Source organism: Capnocytophaga catalasegens, assembly GCF_026005215.1.
In the GTDB taxonomy this organism is placed as follows: domain Bacteria; phylum Bacteroidota; class Bacteroidia; order Flavobacteriales; family Flavobacteriaceae; genus Capnocytophaga; species Capnocytophaga catalasegens.
On the sequence record NZ_BPMA01000012.1, the window covers coordinates 23,627 to 47,739 of the forward strand.

Below are 24,113 nucleotides of genomic sequence, written 5' to 3' on the forward strand. Positions count from 1 at the left end.
AACAATTCCCTTTTATACTAAATCAAAACTTCTTAATCTTTTATGTATTTATAAGTTCCATTTTGGTCAAAAACAACTTCATAATCGAAACCTACAAATTCTACTTCATAATCACCATTTGCTTTTTTCTCAATTCCATTTATGGCATTGTTTGTATAATTTTGAACTACATATTCTACAATGTTTTGAGGAATAAATGCAGTATTAGAAAGAGCTTGTCCATCACGAGCATCAACTTCTTTCCAATTTCCTTTCAAGTCAAAATCAATTTTAACTCCATTTGATAACAAAATCTCTATGTCATCTTTTTCAAATTTAGTATTTGATATTTGAACATTTTTGAAATATGTATTCAAAAATGTACTTGCTTGCTGAGGTAATTGGTTTGTATTTGAATTAGCATTCCCTGCATCATCAGAAGGTTTAGTATCTGTAGGTAATCCATTCACATCGAAATAAATATCTTTCTGAATTCCCACTAGTTCTACTTCATATCCTGTTGTTTTTTTCTCAATTCCATTTATCGCATTTTTTGGATAATTTTGAGCTATATATTCTACAATGTTTTGAGGAATAAATGCCGTGTTAGAAAGAGCTTGCCCATCACGAGCATCAACTTTTTTCCAATTTCCATCTTTGTCAAAGTCTATTTCAACTCCATTAGACAAATCAACAGAGTATCCTCCGTTTGCTTCATTTTCAGCTTTAATAACTGACATTCCTTTAAAATACTCATTTACAAATGATTGCGTTTGATTTGGTAAATTTGTAAAAGGAATTGTTACATCATTATCTTTACTACAAGAAAATGCCATTAGCGACGTACCAAAAATAATAATCGCCAGATTTTTAATAAAATTTCTCATTGATATAATAATTAAATTTGTTAATACTAATTTTTGTTTTTAGTTAATGGTAGATTAGTCATCTATTCGTAAAAATTTCCCGTTTTTGTTGAATTCCAAATCTAATCCATTAGAAATTTCTACTTCATATCCATATCGTTTCTTTTTAATTTCTTTTACAAACGTACTTGGAAATTGTTTCTGTATATGTTGTGTTATGGCAGAAGGGATAATTTTATCAGGTACTTGTCCTGTTCTTGTTTTCACTTCTTCCCAATCTCCATTAGAAAAAAATTCTAATTCGGTTCCATCATTCAAATATACAGAATATTCTTTTTGCACCATATATTCTGTATCTTCATACACACTTGCTACTTCTTTTTGGTCAAAGTGTGTTTTGATAAATGTTTGTGCTTTGGCAGGAAGCTCTGCAAAAGTTATCACTTTATCTTGTGCTACAGCACAATTAGTCATAAAAATAGCAATACAAACTCCTACTAATTTGGTAAAATTTCTCATCTTTTTCTTTTTTTGAATTATTTATAGTGCAAAATTAGACCTCAATTTGGGAAAGAAATGGGAATAAAATATTTTTTAAAAACTTTTTTCTTTTTTGATGCAGAAACAATGTTTTCCTTCTTGGAAAAAGTAGGCAATTGATAGATATGGATATGTATTGATAATTGATTTGACAATAGCCAAGCCCAAACCATTGGATGTATTGCTTTCCATATCTTTATAAAAGCGAGTAAAAATTATATCAGAATTCAATGAAGTATTTTTTCCTGTATTTTTAATAGAAAAAGAAGTCATATTGCTTTCTATTTCGATAATTCCTCCATGCAAATTATACTTTATCGCATTACGTATCAAGTTAGAAATCAATATCATAGCCAAATTTTTATTTATCTGACAAACAAAATCTTTCTTACTATTGATATTAAATTTAATTTCTTTATATTCTAACAATTCTGCAAAATTATCAATTATATTTTGAGCCAAATGAACGAAATTGACCGATTCTACTTCTTTATATTGTTTATTTTCAATGCGAGAAAGTGTCAGAAGCGCTTTATTTAGACCTACAAGTCGAGACAAATCAATCTTTATTGTAGCCAATTGTTGCAAATGTTGCTCTGAGAGAGTTTCATCTTCTAATAATAATTCCATTTTGTTAATTACAATTGCCAAAGGGGTTTGTAATTCGTGTGAAGCATTTTCGATAAATGTTTTTTGCTCTTCGAAAATCTGTTCATTGCGTTGCCACATTTGGTGAATACTTCTGTCAAGCCGATAGAACTCAATTACATTCGTTTTCACAGGTTGCAAATCAGATTCGTTTCCAAATTCGTAATGGTTCAGATTTCCCAGAATCGTATTGAAAGGTTTCCATACTTTCTTAATAACAAATCGATTGATAAAAAATACACTCAACACCAACACAATGTACAAAACTACAAGTGCTACCGCAAAGTCAAGCAAGAGGTCATCTTCTTCAACTGTTGAAGTACGTATTTCGAGCGTATATGGTTGCCCGTCAGAAGCATAAAACCCTGTTTTAAGAACCCGATAAGGCTCCATTTCTTCGTCATACGGCATATAATAAAACTCGTTGGAAAACTGATTGCGTTCATTAAAAATTTCCTTGGCTGGCAGAATTCGAAATTGGTTAATTTCATATTCGTTAATTTCCAATAAAGATGGATTTTTATACGCCTCACGAATAATAGCTATTTTCTGATTTTTCAATCCATCATCAACATTATCATATACTTCGTCCAACATATATGCGTAGAACAAAACAGCCCATATCGCCATTATGATAAGGAAAGCAATAAAAAGATGACGTAATATGTATGTTTTTAACGAAATTTTCATCACAAAACCTATGTAAACTATTGTTCGTCTGTTGCTATGAGTTTATATCCAATACCATAAACCGCTTGAAAATCAATAGTTGCATTGTTCAATTTTAATTTTTTACGCAAATTTTTAATTTGTGAATAAATAAAATCTAAACTATCTGCTTGGTCGGCATCATCTCCCCAAATTGCCTCGGCAAGTGTTGTTTTTTGAACCAATTTGTCTGGACGAAGTAAAAAATAATACAACAAATCATATTCTTTACGATTCAAAGACATTTCACTTACTCCAACAATTACTTTGCGCTGATCAGGAAAAATTTTCACATTATTAAACTCTACATAATCAATCCCTTGCTGATTTTTTCTACGTATGATAGATTTAATTCTTGCCAATAATTCTGCCAAATGAAAAGGTTTTGCCAGATAATCATCTGCCCCTAATTCTAATCCTGTAACTTTATCTTCTACTGAATCTTTGGCAGAAATAATAATGACAGAATCTTTTTTACCCATCTTTTTTAATTCCTCCAAAAGTTGTATTCCACTACCTCCTGGCAACATTATATCAAGCAAAATACAATCATAATCATACGAAATTATTTTATCTAATCCCAAACGATAAGTATCTGCTGTCTCTACAAGATATTTTTCTTGTTTAAGATAGGTTTTTATTACTTTTTGTAATTCTTTTTCGTCTTCAATAAGTAATATTTTCATAAGAATTATAGAATATAAAAGTTTATAAAATCAGTAACAATCAACTAAAAATTGTCCATTTTGTTTATAATATTCCCATTGATTATCTGTATATTGCATACATATTCTGTCCAAAATTGCCTCTACATCTTTGTACATTGCTAACGAGCCACAAATCATTATAACACCTCCTCTTTGCAAGAATTGTGCGACAAATATAGCATCTTTTTCCAATAATTGATTTACATAACAATAATTATTTTCTTTTGAAAATGCAAACTGATAGTTTTCCAACTTATTTTTAGTCTTTTGAGCTTGAAAAAAAGTCTCATATTTACCAATTATTGGAGTATAATAACGAAAACCTGCGTAAAGATAGCATTTTTTCTTTTCATTTTGCTCAATCATTCCTAAGAAAGGTGCAATTCCTGTTCCATTAGCAACGAAAAGAATTTCTTTTTCCTTTTTAGGAAGATGAAAATACGAATTTTTTATTATTCGTGCTTCTATTCTATCTCCTTTTTTGAGATTATAAAGAAAATTCGAACCTATTCCATGCGAATATAACTTTACAATCAGGTGTATATTTTTATTTATTTTTCCAATGGAATAAAGTCGTTCCTGCTCACCTACATAAATTGCCAACAAATCACCCGAAGTAAATTTTTTTTTCGTTTTAAGTTGTACCGAAAAAACAGACTCTCGCTCTGTCAAAAATGTTTTTTCAACCACCTTCATTTTATATTTTTGCTTAGATTTCGGCAGATAAAACGAGTTTTCTTCACTCAGTAGAACATGTGTTGTCTCATTCCATTTTTTTGTCCATTCTATCCATTGTGTAGCCGATTTGTTATCTATTGTATGGATATTCAAAAGAGGTTTTGCCCATCGTTTTTTTTCTAATTCAGATTCTATTTTATAAGCAAATTGGCAAAAACTAGGATATGAAGTAGAACCAAAACCAACAATAGCATAGTTTATATCGTGATTTTGAGGATTTTTTTCTAACAAACGAACAAATTTTCTAGCATTAGAAGGAGCTTCTCCTATCCCGTATGTGCTTGTAAAAATCAATAACGTATGTGATTTAGGATATTTTTTGTAGTTATTTAATTCTTCCAGAAAAGATTTCTTCCCTAATTTGAGAAATTGTTGATGCACCTGATTAGCAAAATGCAATGTGCTACCACCCTCTGAACCAAATAATATAATTATTTCTGCTGTATGGGGGTTGAACGGATTTTGTATTGACAATGTTTTTCTTGAGAAAGTAATTGTAAAACCTGAAAATATAAAAAATAAAATACTAACACATGCTATTAGTAAAATTACAGCCCAAAAAACCTGAGTCCTCCCTGTATGCAAATCTAAACTTAAAGTAGCTAATACCGAAGTAGTTGGATAGAATATTTCACTCAAAATATCTCCCGAATACTGATGAATTACGATTTCTTTATTTGTAAGTTTCACCAAAAAATAATCTTCTTTATCTTTTGAAAAAGGGAACTCAACACTCTTTACATCAGATAAGAAAGTCGTTTTGAAAATTTCAAAATTTTCAACTTCAATTGAATTTTCCATTAAAGAAACTTGCTCAAAATCTATGGAATGTATTATTTTTTTCTCCGAAATCAAAAATCGATTTACAGAAAGATAAGTTCCTGTCAATGCGATAATTAAAATAGGTATTAGCATCCATTTGCCCAAAATAATATGATAGTATTGTGCAAAATTTTCTTTTACTATTTTTGAAAAAAAATACCAAAATTTTTCCTGTCGGCGTATCACCAAAATAAACCCTGAGAAAGCTATCAAAAATAATAAAAAGGAAATTATCCCAACAAAAATGCGTCCCAATTCGTGCAAAAACAAAGAGCGATGCAGTGAAGTAACCCATTGAATAAACGTACTCTTTTTCTCTATCTTTCCAATAATTTCGCCTGTTTTCACATCAATATATCCTTTTATGTCATCGCCATTGTCATCTGTAGCTTCTATTGATGCAAATCCTCGATGGTCTATTGTCAAGGCTGTTATATCAACATAACGCTCTCGCAAAACAGGTACTAATTGCGAGAGCGTTATGTTTGAAAAATTTTCGGAACGATACGAAGGTACTTGCTCGTCTATTGAATGTACTGCTAAAATACCGCCTGTAACAGAAGTAATAAACAAAAAAATAGAGCAAACAATAGCCAGCCCCAAGTGAGTGTACCGCCAAAGAGATAAAGTCATTATTTTGCTTTGCTAAATTTCACATAACGGATATAACCTTTCCCTTCGGTTTTGGCTGTAATCTCTTGCGATGAGAAAGGAACTTCCGCATCGGTAGTGTAGTATTTTTGGTCTTCTACTACCGATTCAAAACGGATTTTGTACCCTTTATCAAGAAGTTTATCATCTAAATTAAGCATTATTGTTTGCCGATTTCCTCCTGTGATAGAAGCTCCTGTAATCGCATCAATATTCGTTGATTTTTTCTTGAAAAAACTAAACCATTCTTTGAGCGAATCGTACCATTCACTATCATCGCCCATCATATACAAGGTCTTTTCGTATTGTCCTTGCAGATTTATCAACGAAACAACAATATATGCCGCTTCTCCATCATAATTGGTCATTTGTACCATACATTTGTATTTATTTTGAGCAACAATTTGGCTCAAAGAAAAACAAATAGCTATAATAAATAATAATTTGTACAATATACGCATCTTCATTTATTTTAAAAATTCAATATCTATATTTTCTCTTTGTAAAATTTCATTTTCTTTTGCCAAATCGTAGGCTGTTTCTCCCAGCTCAGTAATTTCGCTTTTGTTTGCTCCTTGTGATAGCAAATATTTCAAAATAGCATCATTTTTGGCTACCATTGCTGCCTTATGCAATGCCGTTTCTGATACATTATTCTTAGCATTTACATCTATTTTAAAATCACTAATTTTTTGAAGTAAAGCCAAATTATTTTGCGAAGCTACTATATGCAAAAGCGTATTTTTATCTTTTTGAGGAGCTGTAAAATCCACATTTTTTTCAGCAAGTAAGTTTCGTTTTTTGTCAAAAGCTGCTTCATTTTGTGCTTGGTATGACGCTATCAAATAATATGCCAATGTATTTTCATTTTTATCTTTAATTAACACATTTGCTTTATTTTTTAAAAGAAAAGTAACAACTTCGGCGTCTGAAAATTCAATAGCATTGGTCAATGCAGATTTTCCTTCATTATTAGTCAAATTGATATTTTTTAGCTGTGGAAGCAATAATTGCAAATATGCCAAATATTTGGTCGAAGCTGCTATCATAAAAGGAGTATTTCCTTCTTTATCTACCTGATTTACAGCTATTTTTTTAGATAAAAAGAATTTTATAACCTCTTGTTGATTTTCTTTGGTAACAATATAATGAAGTGCATTTTTTCCCTCATTATTTACAAAATTTGCTTTGAGTTTCAGGTCGTTAACCAAATATTCATAGACATTAAGGCTATTGGCAAAACGTCTGGCTCCTTGAGCTGCAAAAATAATAGCGTTAGGAGTTGGTTTAACTCCTTTTTTTATTAAATTCTCTAGTAGAGGAATATTTCCTTTTTTAGTGGCATAATCAAAAACAGAATTTCCATTTTTATCCGTATCGTATAAAGACATTCCTTTAAAAATCAAATAATTAGTTAATTCCAAATCAGCCTTATCATTAGATATTGCGATAAAAAGAAGTGTCTCTCCATTTTTATATTTTTGTTTCGGATCAACTCCTGCTTTAAAAAAAGCCTCACAAAGATTGGCGTCAATTTGCGATCGTTCGGCAGCAAAAGCAAGTGGCGACATACCTCGGCTATCTGTTATATTTATATCAAATCCTTTAGAAATCAAATAATTAACCATGTTAAGATTTCCCGAAAAAGCCGCCCAATGTAAGTAAGTTCGGCTATCGTGAGTTCGTTTATCTATTTCATTTCCTTTTTGTTCTAACAAAAATTTAATAGTTTCGTCGGGAGTTCCTGCCATAATAGCCATTGTTACGGGATCAAAAGCATTAGTATCTAACTGTGATGGGTTATTTCCTTTTTCAATTTCTGTTTTTACTTTGGCAATATCAGTATCTTTTTTCCAAAAACTTCTCTCCAAAAGCGTATTTTTGACTTGTCCAAAAACCATACTACCAATCATAAAAACAATTAACAAAGATATTTTTTTCATTTATTATTGATTATTAAATTTTATTAAAAAACTATATTTTTATCATGATGAACATCAGTATTTTACATCAAATATAAATCAAAATTTGGGGCAAAGATATAAAAATATTTTTATTTAAACTATTTCTTAATAATTTTTGTTTTATAAAAAAAGCCAGTAAAAACTGGCTTTTAATACTTTTCTTAATCAATGTCAACGCTATTGGTTTCGTTCTCTTAAAATCTTATATATTTTATACAAAAAATAAATGGGTGTTGCAATGATAACAAATAGCAAAAAAATATTCAATGCTGGCCAATAATACAAAATTAAGTATTTAAGATAATCTAAAATCATAACAATACTTGGATTTAGGTAACAAAAGTAACTTTTTGTTTGTTATTATATTGTTGCAAATATATATATTTTTTTTTTTAAACTACAAATTTTTTATAAAAAAATTATAGTCTGAATAAAATATTTTTCTATATTCAGTAAAAAAATTTGTTTAATTCAGAAAAAATTGTAACTTTGCGCCCTAAATTAATAACCAGAGGTCGTGAACCTCAACAAATTAATCATTTATGCCAGTAAAAATTAGATTACAAAGACACGGGAAGAAAGGAAAACCTTTCTATTGGGTAGTTGCTGCCGATGCTCGTGCAAAAAGAGATGGTAAATTCCTTGAAAAATTAGGAACTTACAACCCTATTACTAATCCAGCTCAAATAGAGCTAAATGTTGATGCCGCTGTTAAATGGTTGCACAATGGTGCCCAACCAACTGAAACAGCTCGTCGAATTCTTTCTTACAAAGGAGTACTGCTAAAACATCACTTAGAGGGTGGTGTCAAAAAAGGTGCGCTAACACAAGAGCAAGCCGATGCTAAATTCCAAGCATGGCTTCAAGAGAAAGAAAATAAAATCGTTGCCAAAAAAGATTCATTGGCAAAAGGAAAACACGAAGCTAAAACCAAAGCATTAGAAGCTGAAAAAGCTTATAATGAAAAACGTAAAGCTGATGCTATTGCCAAAGCAAGTACTTCAGCAGAAGATGCAGAAACACAAACAGGTGAAGAAACAAATCAAGTTGAAGCATAATACTATTTTATGAAGAAAGAAAATTGCTTCTATGTAGGAACAATTGTCTCAAAATTCAGCTTTAAAGGGGAAGTTTTAGTAAAATTAGACTCTGACGACCCGCAAATGTACGAAAATATGGAATCAATTTTTGTCGAAATGGGCAAAAACTTGGTTCCATTTTTTATTGAAAATTGCTCTTTACATAAATCTAATTTATTACGAATTAAATTTGAAGACGTAATTTCAGAAGCTGATGCCGAAGCATTGCTGAAACACAATTTATACTTGCCATTAGAGGTTTTGCCACAACTCTCTGGAAATAAATTTTACTTCCACGAAGTAATTGGTTTTACAATGGAAGATGTTAATTACGGAAAAATAGGAACTATCATCGGGATAAACGATACTACACCACAGGCTATTTTTGAAATTGAAAACGAAGAAAAAGAAATTTTGATTCCTGCCATTGATGAATTTTTAATAAAAATTGATAGAAAATCAAAAAAAATTATAGTGAAAACTCCCGAAGGATTGATTGATTTGTATTTGTAATAATGTTTTATTTCAAACAATTTTCCATAAAACAAGAACAAAGCGCAATGAAAGTAAGCACAGATAGTGTCTTACTCGGTGCTTCCGTACCGATTGTAGATTGTAGCAAAGTTTTAGATATTGGTGCTGGCACGGGAATACTCTCACTGATGATTGCTCAACGTATGTCTACCCCTGAAATTGATGCCGTTGAAATAGATCAAGATACCTATCAAGAATGCCTTTACAATATACAAAAAAGTATTTGGGCAAACCGAATAAATTGTTATCACACTGATATTGAGAATTTTACTGAGAATTGTTTTTCAAAATATGACATCATCATTTCTAATCCGCCTTTTTATACCGAAGATTATATTTCGACAAATCAAAAACGAAAAATTGCTCGATCTACTCAATCATTATCTTTTGAAAAACTACTTGATAGTGTAGCTAAGCTGATTGCTTCTGACGGATATTTTGCTGTTATTATTCCTTACAAAGAAGAAAAATCATTCGTAGAATTGGCAAGTAAAAACACTTTATATCCCAAACAAATAACTCATATAAAAGGGCGTGCTGAAATTGATTTCAAACGGAGCTTGCTCATTTTTTCTACTGAAAAAAAGAAAATTCAGTACAAGGAGTTGTGTATCGAAATCTCTCGTCATAAGTACACACCAGAATATATAAATCTTACAAAAGATTTTTATCTAAATATTGAGAAAAATAGTTGAAAATTAGTTATTTATGGAAAATAATCAAATCTTTGGAATACGCACTATCATTGAAGCTGTCAAATCGGGAAAAACAATTGATAAAGTCTTTGTTCAAAAAGGACTTCGAGGCGATTTGTTTGGCGAACTTCGTACTATTTTAGAGAAAGAGAAGATTGCTTACTCGTTTGTACCCATTGAAAAACTCAATCGGCTTACTCGTAAAAATCATCAGGGTGTAGTAGCTATGATTTCTCCTATTGATTTTTATCCATTAGAAGAACTGATTTTGTCTGTTACCGAAAGTGGGAAAAATCCACTATTTATCATTCTTGATCATCTTTCTGATGTTAGAAATATCGGGGCAATTATCCGCACTGCTGAATGCACGGGCGTTTCGGGTATTATTATTCCTTATAAGGGAATTTCTATTTCTGCCGATATGGTTAAAACTTCAGCAGGCGCTATATTCAACATACCTATTTGTAAAGTTGATAATCTGGTTGATGCCATATATTATTTGCAAGGAAGCGGTATAAAAGTAGTGGGAGCAACAGAAAAAACAGCCCAACTCATTTATGATATTTCGTACAAAGAACCTTTAGCTATTGTTATGGGAGCCGAAGATACGGGCATTTCGCAAGCAGTACTTCGAGTGATTGATGAGCGAGCAAAACTTCCTATGTTTGGCGAAATAAGTTCATTGAACGTATCGGTTGCCTGTGGTGTTTTTCTGTACGAAATTGTTAGACAAAGAGCCAATTTTTAATTACTTATTCAACTCGTATAGTTTGCATAATCCTTTGATTGTATGTAATTTGTCATCAATATGAATAGAAGGAACAAACGGCTTGTAGAGATGTCCCAATCCTCCTGTTGATATTACATAACAATCTTCTTGCAAATAATCATTGATACGTTTTATAAGTCCTTCAACCATAGAAGAATAGCCGTAAATTATCCCACTTTGCATACAAGTTTCAGTATCTTTTCCTAAGATAGCTTTTGGCTTTATAAGCTCTATATCAGGGAGTTGCGCTGTATTTCCAACAAGTGCATTAAGTGAAGTTATCACCCCTGGGGCTATAATTACCCCGAGTAATTTCCCTTGCTCATCAACAGCAGTCAAAGTAAGCGCTGTGCCAAAATCCACAATAATTTTCTTACGTTTTTCATACAAATAATGAGCTGCCACAGCATTTGCATACAAATCTGTTCCCATTTGGTTTGATTGGTGAGTTACTTCACTAGGTGTATTTCTACTGACAATCAATGGATTAAGTTTAAATGCTTTACCTAAAACTCTTGCTATAATCTGTGTTTGGAGAGGTACAACCGAACCAATTACAATAGCATGTATTTTTTCAATATCTGTAACATATTGTTGTTTAAAACTTTGAAAAAGCATAAAGAATTCTCCTGCTGTTTTATAAGGTTTGGTGTTGATAGTCCAAGAAAATTTAACCTTCATCTCTTGTACAATAGCAAATCGAATGTTTGTATTTCCTATATTTACTGCTAAAATCATTTTCATATTCATTTAAAAAAATAAAAGACGTTTTTTGATATCTATTAAAACGTCTTTATATTTATTTTACTTTGGAGTTGCATAACGCACTTGAAGTTTAAAGCGTACCGATTCATTCACATTGGTACTATTGCCAAAAAGTATAGTACATAAGGGACTTTCAGCATTTCCTACTACTGTATACCTTTCAGTGGAATTTGTATCATTGTATAGCTTAGCATTCATTGAGTTACTAATAATATTAGTTGATGTAGCGACTCCTATTTTTACATTTTTTCCTCCTTTGATAAGTTCTGTTACGTGGTCAGTTATACGCAATTTGTAGTATTTTCCACCGGCATCTGATTTTAAAGTTGCCAGCGAACTTATCACGTTATTATTATAAGAAACATCTGTTTTAAAGTCTTCTAAAACAGCTCCCGAATTGGCTTTGTATGCCACCATATACAAAGGTTGTTTCTTTATATTAGCCAAATTCTGTTTGTTTTGGTCTACATAAAAAATTAAATCAGCTTGGATAATTAGCGCTTTTTTATTTTTTAATTCCTGAATATTAGCTTCAGGAATGGTCACTTCTGCCACATAACCTTGTCCGCCTTTAAGATAAATATTATCTGTGGAAGTTGTTATATTATCATTGGTTACTTGATACTTGTTAAAAGCGATACTATATTGTATGGTAGCATTTTGTGAGGTAACTACACGTAACAAATTTAATTCATAAAGACCTTTTTGGGTATATTCTTGTCCATCTTTCTTATGAACATAGGTATAAACAACCTCTATTTTCGCATTAGCAAGATTGATTAACGCCAATACATCATCAGAGAAATTAGTCGGTGAAATCATAACTCCTTTAAGAAGTTGAGTAAATGTTGCATTATTATTCAAAACATTATCTCCTTCTTTATCAAGCAAATAAGTTTGAAAAATAGCAGGGTCTATCGCAATACGAATTCCTGGTGCTAATCTATCACGTTCTTTTTTAGACTCATCATCAGTTGTTGTTGGGTCATCAAACTGATAACGAATAATTTGTGAACTACTTATAGAAGTAGAGACATTAGTAGCAAGTGAGGTGCTTGTTGGTATATTTTGGTTAGAAAAATAAGCTTTTTTGCCCAAATTTGTATCTGTATCACTCAAATAGTAATCAATTTCACTCACATTCAAATTGAAAGTTGCTGACTTGTTACCGAAAATAGAATCTAACTTGTAGGTAGTTACCTGTTCATTATTAACCGTAGTTTGGCTTGCTGTACTATAAAAAGGTAAGTACAAATATGCACTTTCAACAGTTTCTTTCTCATTATAATACTCTGCTTTTCCTTCATTTTCTTGTGTTATCTTTCCAAAAGTAGGATTAAGTGTACTCAATGAAACTTGTGTTACAATTGAAGACAATGTAGTTCCAAAATCGCCTTGTGTTAATTGTCCTAACTGATAGGTATTAAGCGCATTGGTTTGAATATTTTGTACTTTTATATTCTCAATTTCTATCGGAATATCAGTCGTTTGAGTAGAATAATTATGTGCTCCCAATATAGAACTTTCCAAAATTTTGGTATCATCATCGGTATTACACGCCCATAGCAAGATAAAAGCTGTTGGTAGGACAATTTTTTTATATATTTTTATCATTTATATCAATGTTATTTATTAGTAAATTTTATTATAAAAATTAAAATATGCTTCTTGAAATGTTTCAGTATCTGAATTATACAAAACTGGTTTTTTTCCTTTTTTGATAAAATCTGTAATTTTTTTACTCAACATATCTCCTACAACAATAATTGCATCAGAATGTTGTACAGCAATACGCATTAAGTTTTCGTAATTGGGTTTGGCAAGTCCAATTATTTCTTGGCTATCTATTTGATCAAATTCTACTTTTTTTATCATTGTTTTATCAAACATTCCTGCAAACTCTTCATTGAATACCGAAGTAATTATCTTACAAGTTGAAAAGATAGGTTCATCTTTGTAATACGTACGCAAATAAAGCGGAAGCAATGCACCAAGCCAACCTTGTATATGAATAATATCGGGAGTCCAATTAAGTTTTTTGATAGTTTCAACAATCCCTTTAGCAAAGAAAATACAACGTTCATCATTGTCAGGGAATAATTTCCCATTTTCATCAGAAGAAACGGTTTTGCGTTGGAAGTATTCATCATTATCAATAAAATACACCTGAATACGTTCTTTGGGTATTGAAGCCACTTTGATAACCAAGGGCATATCAATATCATTGACTACCAAGTTCAACCCCGAGAGGCGAATAACCTCGTGTAATTGATGTCTTCGTTCGTTGATATTTCCGTAACGAGGCATAAATAAACGGATTTCTGCTCCTGTTGTATTTAGTGCTTTGGCTACTTCAAGTGCCATTTTAGAAACCGTAGTTTCAGGAACGTAAGGCATCGCCTCTGAGCAAACGTACAATATTTTCTTTCCATTCATAAAGTTACGTTTCTTTTTAGAAATTTACACGGCACAAATTTACGAAAAATTCCTCAAAAATCCATATTTATTTTTAATTTTGCAACAATTTAATATTTTTATAATGAAAATTTTTCAGAAAAAAAATGATGTGAAAGCGTATTTAGCACCCGCTATTACTACTAAACAAACCATAGGCTTTGTACCAACTATGGGGGCTCTACATCAAGGGCATTTATCGCTTGTTCAACGAGCTTTGAGTGAAAATGATTTGGTTGTGGTAAGTATTTTTGTCAATCCAACTCAGTTTAACAATGCTGAAGATTTGGAAAAATATCCACGCACTTTGCAAGCTGATATTGACAAATTGGAATCTGTTTCTACCAATATTCTCATTTATACACCTGAGGCAGAAGATATTTACAATGGCAACATTTCTTCTGATTCATTTGATTTTGAAGGACTTGATCTTGTTATGGAAGGGGCTTCACGTCCTGGTCATTTTGATGGAGTTGGTACAATTGTCAAAAAACTTTTTGAGATTGTAACTCCAACCAATGCCTATTTCGGAGAGAAAGATTATCAACAAATTTTGATTATAAAAAGCATGGTTCGAACCACAAAACTCCCTGTCAATATCGTTCCTTGCCCTATTGTACGCGAGGCTAACGGACTTGCAATGAGTTCTCGTAATCAACGACTTAGTGATGAGATGAAACAAAAAGCAAGTTTCATTTATCAATCATTGCAAGAGGTTCAGAAACTATTTCAAACCGAAGAAATCGCTTCCATTCAAAAATGGATAAAAATGCTGTATGATACCCATAGCGAATTTCATTTAGAGTATTTTAACATTGCTCATTCCGACACGCTTCAACCTGTTTTACAAAAAAAACAAGGAGAAAAATACCATGCATTTATCGTTGTTCATTTGCAAGGAGTTCGCCTAATTGATAACATTGAACTTCTATAAAAGTAAAAAAATTTAAACTTGATATATATTATAAAAACGAAACTATCTAAGCAGGCAGTTTCGTTTTTTTATTTTTAACTGAATCGAAAATCATTTTAGGAATCCTTCTATTCTTCACCCAATCGTAACGAATAAAGTATCCGCTCAATAAGCGCTTGATCAATCGGTTCCGTTTTCTTCGGATAATAAAAAGCTATCAGTACAAAGGTTTCTCCTTGTGCAAAAACGTAGTTCTGATATCCTATTTTCACAAATTTCCCTGAGGAAACTTCTCTATCAAAAGTTCCTGCAATTTTTATACCTTGTATGCCTTGTACAGACCTGTATTCTTCGTGTTTGGTAAAGATGTTTTTTGCTTTAAACTGATTTTCAATAGTATGTTCTATCATTTTGACAACAGCTTCAACATTTTCTTGCGAATACATGTCTTCGTTTTGGTTTTGTGCTGTTTCTCCAAGATTGAACGGTATTAGTTTCATAACAAAACCTTTTTCAATATCTCCCATTACGAATTCTTTTTTTGCAAAGAAAAAGGCTTTGGAAGCTTTTTTTCGTTCTAAAACTAACGGAGTTGTTATTTTGACAGGAGGAAAATCATAAGAACTTGTTACCCACTCTTTTTTTGCTAAATATTCAACCGATGTTCCTTCTATAAAATTCTTTTTATAAAAATACCAACCACCAACTATACATAATACAATAAAAACAATACACGAACTAATGGTAATGAAAATTGTTCGACGTGTTTTCTGTTGTCTTTTCTGCATTTCTTGCCGATACAGTTCATCTTGCATTTTCTCTTCTTGTGTAGGCTCTGGTAGTGCTTCTTTGGTTTTAACAACTACATTTTCAATTGTTCTTCTGTCTGTTTCAGCTTCGAAATCAGCAGGTTGCGATTTGGCAAATTTTACCAAATCGGCTTTTTGAAGTACTTGTCTAAAATCAGATATGGTTTCCTTAGAAAGATTCAATCGCTCACTATCCAAAAGCAGTTCGAGTTTTGTAATTAGCTCATCTGTGGTACTTTCAGTTGCAGAAATATGTACTTCTTCTTCCAAATATCGACGAACAATATCGGTCAGTTCCGAATAATATTCCTTATGTTTGGATTCTAATAAATATTTTGAATTTTGCAAATTTTTAAGTCCTAAAATAGCACGGTCAAAAGCTGGTAAAAGCGCTATTTTTTCCGATTCGGATAGTTTTTTCTTTCGGAAAAAAAGAAAATAACATCCCAAAATAGTAAGAATCAATACAACGATTATCAAAATCCACCACCAAAAAGCATTAGATGCAGGTTTTTTTACAGAAATTATTGGTTTAATGTCATAAAGTGGTTGTTTGAGCGTATCAACAATTACATTATGCACCTGTACTTGCAAAGAATCAGTCATAAAAAAATTGTTTCCAATACCAATTCGTTGGCGAGCAATGGTATAAACTCCCGAATCGAATTGTGTAAGGTAGTAATTCTTAACCAATCGTTGTTTTTCTTGTAAGCGAAATGTATCTACTGCTGCGGAAGAAACCATTTCCAAAGGAGAAAAAGTCTGCCCTTCGGGAAAAGTAACAACTTCATTATCTGAGGTTTCTACTGAAATTTGGTATTTTATCTGTTCGCCTATTTTTATCGAATTTCTATCAATTTCTGTTTGAATTTTGGGTTGATTTTGAGCAAATCCTTCAACAGAATAAACTATAAGGTAAAAAACAAATAGCTTCCAAACTATTCTTTCATATTCAAAAAATACACATTTCATAACTTTCAGACTTTATGCTCTATGTTTAAAATATCCTAACAACTTAGTAATATAACTCTCGTCGCATCGGCAACTAAGTACTCCTGCCCCACTTCGGCGGAATGTATTTTCAAAATAAATTACTTGCTCTCGATAATGATTTTCGTATGCTTTGCGAACCTTTTTTGACGAAGTATCTACTTGGATAATATTTTGTTTTTCAGCATCTTTTACAGAAATTAACCCAATATTGGGGAGTGACATTTCTCGTTCATCATACAAACGAATGCCTGTAAGATCGTGTTTTCGTGAGGCTATTTGCAATGATTTTTGATAATCTGTTCCCATAAAATCGGACAACATAAATACGATGGCTTTTTTCTTCATTACTTGATTAAGAAAATCTAAGGCAATGGTAAAGTTTGTTTGCCGACTTTTGGGTTGAAACTCTATCAATTCGCGGATTATTCGCAAAATATGCGATTTCCCTTTTTTGGGAGGAATAAATAACTCTATTTGGTCAGAGAATAATAACAATCCTGTTTTATCATTGTTTTGCAAAGCCGAAAAAGCTAATGTAGCAGCAATTTCGGTAAGTATTTCGTTTTTAAATTGTTGTAAAGTTCCGAAAAGTTCACTTCCACTGACATCAACCATAAGCATTAGTGTGAGTTCGCGTTCCTCCTCAAATACTTTTACGAAAGGTTCGTTGTAGCGAGCTGTAACATTCCAATCAATATTACGAATATCATCGCCATATTGGTATGGTCGTACTTCAGAAAAAGTCATACCTCGTCCTTTAAACGCTGAATGATATTCGCCACCGAAAATATTATCACTCAATCGGCGAGTTTTGATTTCTATTTTTCGTACTTTTTTTAGTATTTCTTTGGTATCCATTTTCTTATTCTACAAATATGGCAAAATAATATCTCTCCATAGAAAATATCCTTCAGCCATTAGGTGTAAGCCATCATTGGTGTATTTGGTGGCTAATTTATCGGTTCCTTTTTCAACAAAGTGCGGGTATAAATCTATAAATGTGATTTTGTATTCCCGAGCTAAAGCTTTGAATTGATTGTTTATTTCCTTTATAAATTCGGGTTTCATATGTCCTTTAAACATTTCAAAATCAGCATTCACAGGCAGTAAACTTTGAATGTAAATCTTCGTTTTTGGGGCTGTTTGCTGTATTTTCTCTATAATTTTCCTCATATAATCGACGGTGGTAGAAGTTTCGATACCTCGAGCAATGTCATTCACTCCTATCATTAGGAATATTTTGGCAGGTTTTGCTTTAGTGATGTAATCCAATCGTTCGTAAACGGCCTCAGTAATATCACCACTTATTCCTCTATTTTTCACGGGTTTATTTGGAAATAACTCACACCACTCGGCTCCGTTGATAATACTGTTGCCTATGAAAATAATGTCTTTAGAAGTAATAGGCAACTTCTCAAATAAGTCCGACCGCTGTTCATAAAAATGTGAATGCTTTCGCTCCTGAGCATACGCCCCGAAAATGAAGGCTGTGAAAAGAACTAATGTAACTAATCGTCTCATAACCTAAATTTTTGATATGTTTAAAAGCTCTATGATTACGGCACTTCCACCGTATTTACGATTTTATTGATAATTTCTACTGATGTAATATTTTCAGCCTCAGCTTCATACGTAATTCCGATACGGTGACGCAACACATCGTAAATCACAGCCCGAACGTCCTCTGGAATTACATAACCTCGGCGTTTGATAAAGGCGTGACACTTGGCTGCTGTCGCCAAGTTGATACTTCCACGTGGCGAAGCTCCGAAACTAATAAGTGGTTTTAAATCAGCTAAGTTATATTTCTCTGGATAACGCGTTGCAAAGACAATGTCTAAGATGTATTTCTCTATTTTTTCGTCCATATACACCTCACGAACCACTTGTTGCGCTTTGCGAATTTGCTCCAAACTCACTACCTGATTCACTTGAATTTGCTCTCCAGAAAGATTGTTTCGCATAATGAATTGCTCTTCATTAAGTTTTGGATAATCAATCACGGCTTTAAGCATAAAACGATCGACCTGAGCCTCTGGTAGGGGGTATGTCCCTTCTTGTTCTACAGGATTTTGAGTAGCCATTACCATAAAAGGTTTATCAAGAGTAAAAGTATTATCGCCAATCGTTACTTGCTTTTCTTGCATAGCTTCCAAGAGTGCCGATTGTACTTTGGCAGGGGCACGATTTATCTCATCTGCAAGGACAAAATTGGCAAAAATAGGTCCTTTTTTGATAGAAAATTCATTTTGTTTGATATTATACGTCATTGTTCCGATAACATCAGCAGGTAGCAAATCAGGAGTAAATTGAATCCGACTAAACGTTCCATGAACTGCCTTAGAAAGCGTATTGATAGACAGAGTTTTGGCAAGACCTGGCACACCTTCCAAAAGAATATGTCCTTGACCTAAAAGACCAATAAGCAATGTATCGACCATATGTTTTTGTCCTACAATCACTTTGTTCATCTCGCGTGTAAGAACGTCTATAAAAACGCTCTCACGTTCTATTTTTTCATTGATTTGACTAATGTCAATACTTGTATTTGTATCCATTTTTCAATATTTTTATTCAAAAAATTAAAATCGCCGCAAGTTCTGAAAAAAAAAGGGGTTTATACGTTAAGTGTTTGTTAAATCAATTATTTTTTATGAAATTTATTTTCCTCTTAGTGTTGTATGTAAAAAATGTAAGGGCAAATTCTTATTCGCCCCTACATAAAACATTTGTTTTTGGTTACTTTTTCTTGGCTCTGCCTTTGACCACCTCGTTCATATCGTTTATAACTTTTGAAACCTTGTCGGCAAAAGTGGTGTATTTTGCCCCATCGACAAGGGTCATCGCTACCAAATACGGAATCAATTTTTTGTTTATCAATCCCAAAAGCGGTTTGCGAAGACTGCTGGCACTGACTTTTGAAAGGTTTTCAGTAAATGCTTCTTCGTATTGCAGTCGCACTTTGGAAAATTCTTCCTGCGTGGTGCGAATTTGTGTAATCGCCTCGCCTACCCCCGAAAGTGCCGTAACAGACACCTGAACCTCGTTTGCCGACAAGTCTTTGAGCAATGAATCAATCAAGTTGGACTGGCTGGAATAGTTTTCTTCGGTGATTTTCACGCCATATTTCTTGAAAATGGCAGCGATTTTCTGCCCGTGAGCTTTGGTACTTTCCACCGGAAACACCTCATAGGCTTTGAGCATCTTGTCCAACACGCGAATGGCTTCGTCACGCTCGGCATCAGCATCTTCCAAATTCGATACGGCTTTGTCTTTCTTTACCGCTTCGGTTATTTGGTCGCCTTGGGTCTGAATTTCAGAAAAAAGGGTTTTCAAAAAGGCATCGTCTTGCAAAGTAGCAGTGCCTTTGTAAATAACCGCCAATCGGTTGGCTACATCGCCAATTTCGGTAATGCGGACTTTGTTGTGTAATTTATTCATATTAAAAATTTTTGAAGTTACAACTCTTTGTTTCATTTGCTTTTGTCGATATGTTTTATCTTCGGATAAATATCCAAACACTCAACAGACTTACTTTTTATCTTCAGACAAATATCCAAACACTCAACAGATTTACTTTTTATCTTCGGACAAATGTCCAAACACTCAACAGATTTACTTTCTGCCTTCGGACAAATGTCCAAACACTCAACGGACTTACTTTCTGCCTTCGGACAAATGTCCAAACACTCAACAGACTTACTTGCTACTTTCGGACAAATGTCGGAATACCCTACAAATATAAGAAATGTTTTTTTGTTTATCACCTACTTGGTCGCCTCAATTTTTCTATTGGCGTACAAGACTATCTATTTTATCACGAGTTTCTGTATGGTGATTTTTACTTTAAATGATTGATAAATTCAAAAATGCTATTCGCATTAGTCATCATTGCAAATAGCCCCGTTGGAATCACATAATTTATAAATTCTACTTCAAAACTACCTTTCCGTATTTCAGAAATTTGTAATTCTTCTATGCCAGAAAAAGCTATATATTCTTTATTAAACGCTTCTAAAGACTTTGTAAAATCCTCAACGGGCAGAGGCTTGTCTGTTTCTATTCTGAATATGATTTTATTATCCATCATTTTTGTATTACTTTCTTAGTAGCCTCTATTTTTCTATCGGCGTACAATACCACATCTTTGATGACGAGTTTTTGTATAGCGGAGATGAGCAACGCCATATAGTCGTAGTTGGGTGCGTTGTTTTGGGTGGGAAGCATCATTTGTAATTTTAAACTTTGAGAGCTTCTCAACTTTTTACCATACGAAAATTTACCCTCTAATGCTTTTTCTGATGCTTTGGTTAGAAATAACATTACTTCTTTTGAAAGTTCTGTTTTAGCGTTCCAATATACTCCCGTATCGTCTCCTGCTCCAAAATCATAATTTCTATAAAAAGCGTTTCCAAAAATATCTATGGTGATAGAGTTTTTAGTAAAACTTGCCACTGGATTTGAAATATAATTTACTACACCTGTATTAGTAACTCCAGCCATTACAAAAGGAATATCTCCTGCAATTTGGTCGTCTTTTTTCAATCTTCTGCCTTGTTTTATGTTGTCAAAAATTTCCTCAAACCTATACGTTCCCCACTGGATTTTTCCATTTTGGAAGTCGGCGAGGGCTTGTTGTTCGGCGGTGGTTAAGGTATAGTCTTTTAGTCCAGTAACTAAGAGATACGCCTCGAGCTGCGAGATGAAATTTTCCATAAAATCAAAATCAATTTCGCCGTTTTTGGTAGGAAGGGAGATTTTTACATCTTTTGCTATTTTCCAATGCCTCGCATATCCCAAATTAGGAATTTCTTTTTTCCAAGAAGACACAACAAACAATAATTGTTTTAAATTAAATTCTTTTACAGGCTTCAAAACCTTTACATTATCTAAAATTGAAAAACTTTTGTTTGCAATATTAAAAGTTCTGGTATGATCTCCAAAAACTACAAAGAATTTATTTTCTTCATCACAAATGTAAGTGGGAATATCTACAAAACCTACTATTCCATTATTATTAGAGTCCGATGAATATACTGGGAATTCTCCTTTTAATGGTAATTCACTTTTATTTTTAATTTTACTCCCGCTAACTATACTGAACAAATCCTCAGTTTTATATTCCGCCCACTTAACTTGCTGGAGTTCTTGTGTTAAGTGGGCTTCTATTTTCCCAAGCGTTCGTCTTGTTTATCTTGTTGTTTTAAGATGTTAGACACTTCCCACGCCAAATAGTCGCTTACGGTTTTCTTAAAATCTTCCAGCGTGGGTTTAGTATCAATCGGTGCCGTTTGATTCCAGTCGGCACCTACTTTATTATTATGTTGTAATAAAGGCTCTAATTTTTCTAAAGCCGCAAAATATTTTTCTTCTACTTTTTTAAATGCTTCACTTTCTTTATCTTCATAAGATTCAAGAGCTATCTTAGCCTGTGCAACTGCATTTTCTTCTTTAGTAGTGTCTATTTTTGTAGCAATAGTATTTTCGTAATATTCTTTTTTGGTAAAGATGTTTAGTTGGTTTTTCCCAAATTCCACCAAATCCACTACTTCCTGATAGCGTTCTCTTGCTCTGTCGGTGTCTTTTAGGTTGTTACTTGCCTTTTTGCGATTGGTACGCGTATAGCCATCGTTGGTGAAGTCAATGAATTTGACTATAGCTTTTTCTTTGTGTTTTTCACCTACTTTAAACACATAAATATTGGTCTGTACGCTGGATTTACCGATAAACAAATCCACAGGCATTTTGATACTTGCCAGTAGGGTATGTTTTTGCAAAATGCGTTGATTGATTTCTTTGGCTCTTCCACTCCCCGCCGAGTTTTGAATAATAATCGCAGCGTAGCCTTTGTGCATCATATTCAAAGCAGTTTCCACAAAGTTCATTCCGTTGCCTGTAGCAGAATAGGGTGGATTGAGAATAAAAGCATCAGCAGGGAATTTTTCGTCTTTGTTCCCAAAACCATAATTTCCATCAAAATCGGTCAATGAGTTTTTGTTGATGATGTTAGAACTTCCGTCCCCCATCATTATCATATTGAGAATTGCCAACATATAGACACTGGACAATAATTCAAGCCCTAACAATTGTTTGGCTTTAATGTGGGCTTCTTTAAGATGTAATTCCTCTGGTGAATGAATCGTTTCTTTGGCATCGTTGAGCATTTCGTTCATTGCTGCCACCAAAAGCCCCGCCGACCCTGTAGCAAAATCCCAAACGTAACTATCTTTATTGACCCTTGCCAACTTCACAAGTAAAGTAGCTACATACGAGGGCGTAAGAACTACATCGTTGAGTTTATCTTGGGAAAAACCAAGCCACGAATACATTTCGTTAAACAATTTACCAGTGAAATCAGTCGTCAAACCGATTTTGTAATAAATCCCCAAATCATCTACAATCTTGGTAAAAACTCTTTTTAATTGACTTTCGCCATTTTCGGCTTTATTAATATTTTCAGTGAGAAGCGTATTGGAAAGTGTACGAATAATGAGGTCTTTTTTATCTTGCGGAAGTTTCTTTTCGTTAAAGAAGGCATTGATTTTACGAATAATAATATCCCCATCTCTGTTACCTTCTTCTTGGCTGGATTTTAATTCTTCTTTTTCCAAAGGCTTTACCTTACCCGCTACACCTAAAGTGGCTATGATGGATGCTGCTACGAGATAGACACGGTCGTTTTCTCCCAAACCTTTTTCATTTTGGTAAATATCATTATTGAGCTTTACAAGACTGGCATCGATTTCTTTTTCGCGTTTTTCTTTGAGTTTATCCAATTCCTCTTGCGAAAGTGATAAGTTTTTGACCTGCTCAATAAAGGCATCAGCGTTTTCTTTTGACAAAAAAGAAAAATCAGTAAAATCACCTACTTTTTGTCCTACGCCTAAATTCTTTTTAGAAACATAATAAACCCCAATCTGATGGCGAATATTCCCCTTTTCATCTTTTTCGCCCGTCATACCAATGGCGATAATATCGGTATAACTAGTATGATGAAGCAAAGCGTTGGCATAATGTACCGCACCATTTACAGCATAGTCTTTTATATTTTTGTAGTTGGGTTCGTTCTTTGCAGTGCGATTTTCTACATTGTTATCTATATCTAATTTTACCAAAGCATCTTTTTTGCCTTTGTATTCAATCAATACAGGAAAAACTTCTCCGTATTGATTTTCTAAAAGCAATTTTGCATCTGGGCGATTGCCTCCTATCCCACCACTTTTAGACGAATAATATTCTAATGCTTTGTCAATTTCAGTATTGAGAGACTCTTGCTCTAATTTGTAATTGAGCTTATATTTTTTGAGCCAACCATTGGCTAAATCTGCTATGTTGGGTTCTATGCTTTGTATCTTTTGTGTCATAATTTTTTTTGATTTATTAAGGGGCGAATGATGATTCGTCCCTACTGTTATTGTGTGTTTTTTAAAATTTCTATGAGTTTCATACGGTTGTTTTAAAACTTAAAAATGTGTGTAT

The 24,113-nt window shown here is 32.9% G+C and carries 24 protein-coding genes; 6 read left to right on the top strand and 18 right to left on the bottom strand.

All coding sequences use genetic code 11. The features are described 5' to 3' along the window. Positions 1–32 precede the first annotated feature (32 nt). The 7 genes from OO775_RS02515 to OO775_RS02545 form a co-directional block, all read right to left on the bottom strand. Entirely contained in the window at positions 33–866 is an 834-nt protein-coding gene (locus tag OO775_RS02515) for a PepSY-like domain-containing protein (protein WP_264845435.1), read from the bottom strand. Positions 867–920: 54 nt separating this feature from the next. Beyond that, entirely contained in the window at positions 921–1,364 is a 444-nt protein-coding gene (locus tag OO775_RS02520; protein ID WP_264845436.1) for a PepSY-like domain-containing protein, read from the bottom strand. A 75-nt stretch (positions 1,365–1,439) separates the two neighbouring features. Then, entirely contained in the window at positions 1,440–2,723 is a 1,284-nt protein-coding gene (locus OO775_RS02525; protein WP_264845437.1) for a sensor histidine kinase, read from the bottom strand. A 17-nt stretch (positions 2,724–2,740) separates the two neighbouring features. Further along, a complete protein-coding gene (locus tag OO775_RS02530) occupies positions 2,741–3,427 on the bottom strand; it encodes a response regulator transcription factor (RefSeq protein ID WP_264845438.1) in 687 nt (228 codons plus the stop codon). Positions 3,428–3,457: 30 nt separating this feature from the next. Then, positions 3,458–5,641: a PepSY domain-containing protein gene (locus OO775_RS02535; protein ID WP_264845439.1), complete on the bottom strand. Its 2,184-nt coding sequence runs from the start codon at positions 5,639–5,641 to the stop codon at positions 3,458–3,460. Next, entirely contained in the window at positions 5,641–6,126 is a 486-nt protein-coding gene (locus tag OO775_RS02540) for a DUF2271 domain-containing protein (RefSeq protein WP_373874541.1), read from the bottom strand. Before OO775_RS02540 ends, OO775_RS02535 begins: the two co-directional genes overlap by 1 nt. Continuing rightward, positions 6,127–7,602: an ankyrin repeat domain-containing protein gene (locus tag OO775_RS02545; RefSeq protein ID WP_264845440.1), complete on the bottom strand. Its 1,476-nt coding sequence runs from the start codon at positions 7,600–7,602 to the stop codon at positions 6,127–6,129. It lies immediately after the preceding gene. A 563-nt stretch (positions 7,603–8,165) separates the two neighbouring features. Here OO775_RS02545 and OO775_RS02550 point away from each other — a divergent pair. The 4 genes from OO775_RS02550 to rlmB are packed head-to-tail and all read left to right on the top strand — an operon-like array spanning position 8,166 to position 10,679. Further along, positions 8,166–8,681: a 30S ribosomal protein S16 gene (locus tag OO775_RS02550; RefSeq protein WP_264845441.1), complete on the top strand. Its 516-nt coding sequence runs from the start codon at positions 8,166–8,168 to the stop codon at positions 8,679–8,681. A gap of 9 nt (positions 8,682–8,690) precedes the next feature. Next, on the top strand, positions 8,691–9,215 hold the full coding sequence (gene rimM, locus OO775_RS02555) for a ribosome maturation factor RimM (protein WP_264845442.1): 525 nt from the start codon (positions 8,691–8,693) through the stop codon (positions 9,213–9,215). Positions 9,216–9,217: 2 nt separating this feature from the next. Beyond that, positions 9,218–9,931, top strand: a complete 714-nt coding sequence (locus tag OO775_RS02560) for a tRNA1(Val) (adenine(37)-N6)-methyltransferase (protein ID WP_264845443.1) — start codon at positions 9,218–9,220, stop codon at positions 9,929–9,931. A 13-nt stretch (positions 9,932–9,944) separates the two neighbouring features. Then, positions 9,945–10,679 (top strand): 23S rRNA (guanosine(2251)-2'-O)-methyltransferase RlmB, encoded by a 735-nt coding sequence (gene rlmB / locus OO775_RS02565; protein WP_264845444.1) that lies wholly within the window; start codon positions 9,945–9,947, stop codon positions 10,677–10,679. Here the strand turns inward: rlmB and OO775_RS02570 are convergent, their stop codons facing one another. The 3 genes from OO775_RS02570 to OO775_RS02580 form a co-directional block, all read right to left on the bottom strand. Continuing rightward, entirely contained in the window at positions 10,680–11,438 is a 759-nt protein-coding gene (locus OO775_RS02570) for a type III pantothenate kinase (RefSeq protein ID WP_264845445.1), read from the bottom strand. Positions 11,439–11,504: 66 nt separating this feature from the next. Next, on the bottom strand, positions 11,505–13,079 hold the full coding sequence (locus OO775_RS02575; protein ID WP_264845446.1) for a DUF4270 domain-containing protein: 1,575 nt from the start codon (positions 13,077–13,079) through the stop codon (positions 11,505–11,507). 18 nt (positions 13,080–13,097) lie between these two features. Then, a complete protein-coding gene (locus tag OO775_RS02580; protein ID WP_264845447.1) occupies positions 13,098–13,901 on the bottom strand; it encodes a glycogen/starch synthase in 804 nt (267 codons plus the stop codon). A 103-nt stretch (positions 13,902–14,004) separates the two neighbouring features. Between OO775_RS02580 and panC the strand changes: the two genes are divergently transcribed. Beyond that, a complete protein-coding gene (gene panC / locus OO775_RS02585; protein ID WP_264845448.1) occupies positions 14,005–14,853 on the top strand; it encodes a pantoate--beta-alanine ligase in 849 nt (282 codons plus the stop codon). A gap of 107 nt (positions 14,854–14,960) precedes the next feature. Here panC and OO775_RS02590 read toward each other — a convergent pair whose 3' ends face one another. The 5 genes from OO775_RS02590 to OO775_RS02610 all read right to left on the bottom strand — a co-directional run bounded on the left by OO775_RS02590 (position 14,961) and on the right by OO775_RS02610 (position 20,075). Next, on the bottom strand, positions 14,961–16,613 hold the full coding sequence (locus OO775_RS02590) for a BatD family protein (protein WP_264845449.1): 1,653 nt from the start codon (positions 16,611–16,613) through the stop codon (positions 14,961–14,963). A gap of 12 nt (positions 16,614–16,625) precedes the next feature. Beyond that, positions 16,626–17,492 carry a DUF58 domain-containing protein gene (locus tag OO775_RS02595; protein WP_264845450.1) on the bottom strand — a complete coding sequence of 289 codons (867 nt, stop codon included), beginning with the start codon at positions 17,490–17,492 and terminating at the stop codon, positions 16,626–16,628. A gap of 9 nt (positions 17,493–17,501) precedes the next feature. After that, positions 17,502–18,155, bottom strand: coding sequence for a GDSL-type esterase/lipase family protein (locus OO775_RS02600; RefSeq protein ID WP_264845451.1), 654 nt, complete (start codon positions 18,153–18,155; stop codon positions 17,502–17,504). A gap of 35 nt (positions 18,156–18,190) precedes the next feature. Continuing rightward, the gene (locus OO775_RS02605) at positions 18,191–19,192 is read right to left on the bottom strand and encodes an AAA family ATPase (RefSeq protein ID WP_264845452.1); all 1,002 of its coding nucleotides are present in this window, start codon (positions 19,190–19,192) and stop codon (positions 18,191–18,193) included. A gap of 181 nt (positions 19,193–19,373) precedes the next feature. Then, positions 19,374–20,075, bottom strand: a complete 702-nt coding sequence (locus tag OO775_RS02610; protein WP_264845453.1) for a DUF6261 family protein — start codon at positions 20,073–20,075, stop codon at positions 19,374–19,376. Between the two features lie 153 nt (positions 20,076–20,228). Here OO775_RS02610 and OO775_RS02615 point away from each other — a divergent pair, with 153 nt between their 5' ends. Beyond that, entirely contained in the window at positions 20,229–20,492 is a 264-nt protein-coding gene (locus tag OO775_RS02615; protein ID WP_264845454.1) for a hypothetical protein, read from the top strand. On the opposite strand, the gene OO775_RS02620 is transcribed toward OO775_RS02615, so the two are convergent. Genes OO775_RS02620 through OO775_RS02630 form a run of 3 tightly spaced genes read right to left on the bottom strand, consistent with a single transcriptional unit; the run spans position 20,476 to position 23,998 of the window. Continuing rightward, positions 20,476–20,724: a hypothetical protein gene (locus tag OO775_RS02620; RefSeq protein WP_264845455.1), complete on the bottom strand. Its 249-nt coding sequence runs from the start codon at positions 20,722–20,724 to the stop codon at positions 20,476–20,478. The genes OO775_RS02615 and OO775_RS02620 overlap by 17 nt on opposite strands. Then, a complete protein-coding gene (locus OO775_RS02625; RefSeq protein WP_264845635.1) occupies positions 20,721–21,803 on the bottom strand; it encodes a restriction endonuclease subunit S in 1,083 nt (360 codons plus the stop codon). The genes OO775_RS02620 and OO775_RS02625 overlap by 4 nt, the downstream gene beginning before the upstream one ends. Then, positions 21,800–23,998: an HsdM family class I SAM-dependent methyltransferase gene (locus tag OO775_RS02630; RefSeq protein WP_264845456.1), complete on the bottom strand. Its 2,199-nt coding sequence runs from the start codon at positions 23,996–23,998 to the stop codon at positions 21,800–21,802. Before OO775_RS02630 ends, OO775_RS02625 begins: the two co-directional genes overlap by 4 nt. Positions 23,999–24,113 lie beyond the last annotated feature (115 nt).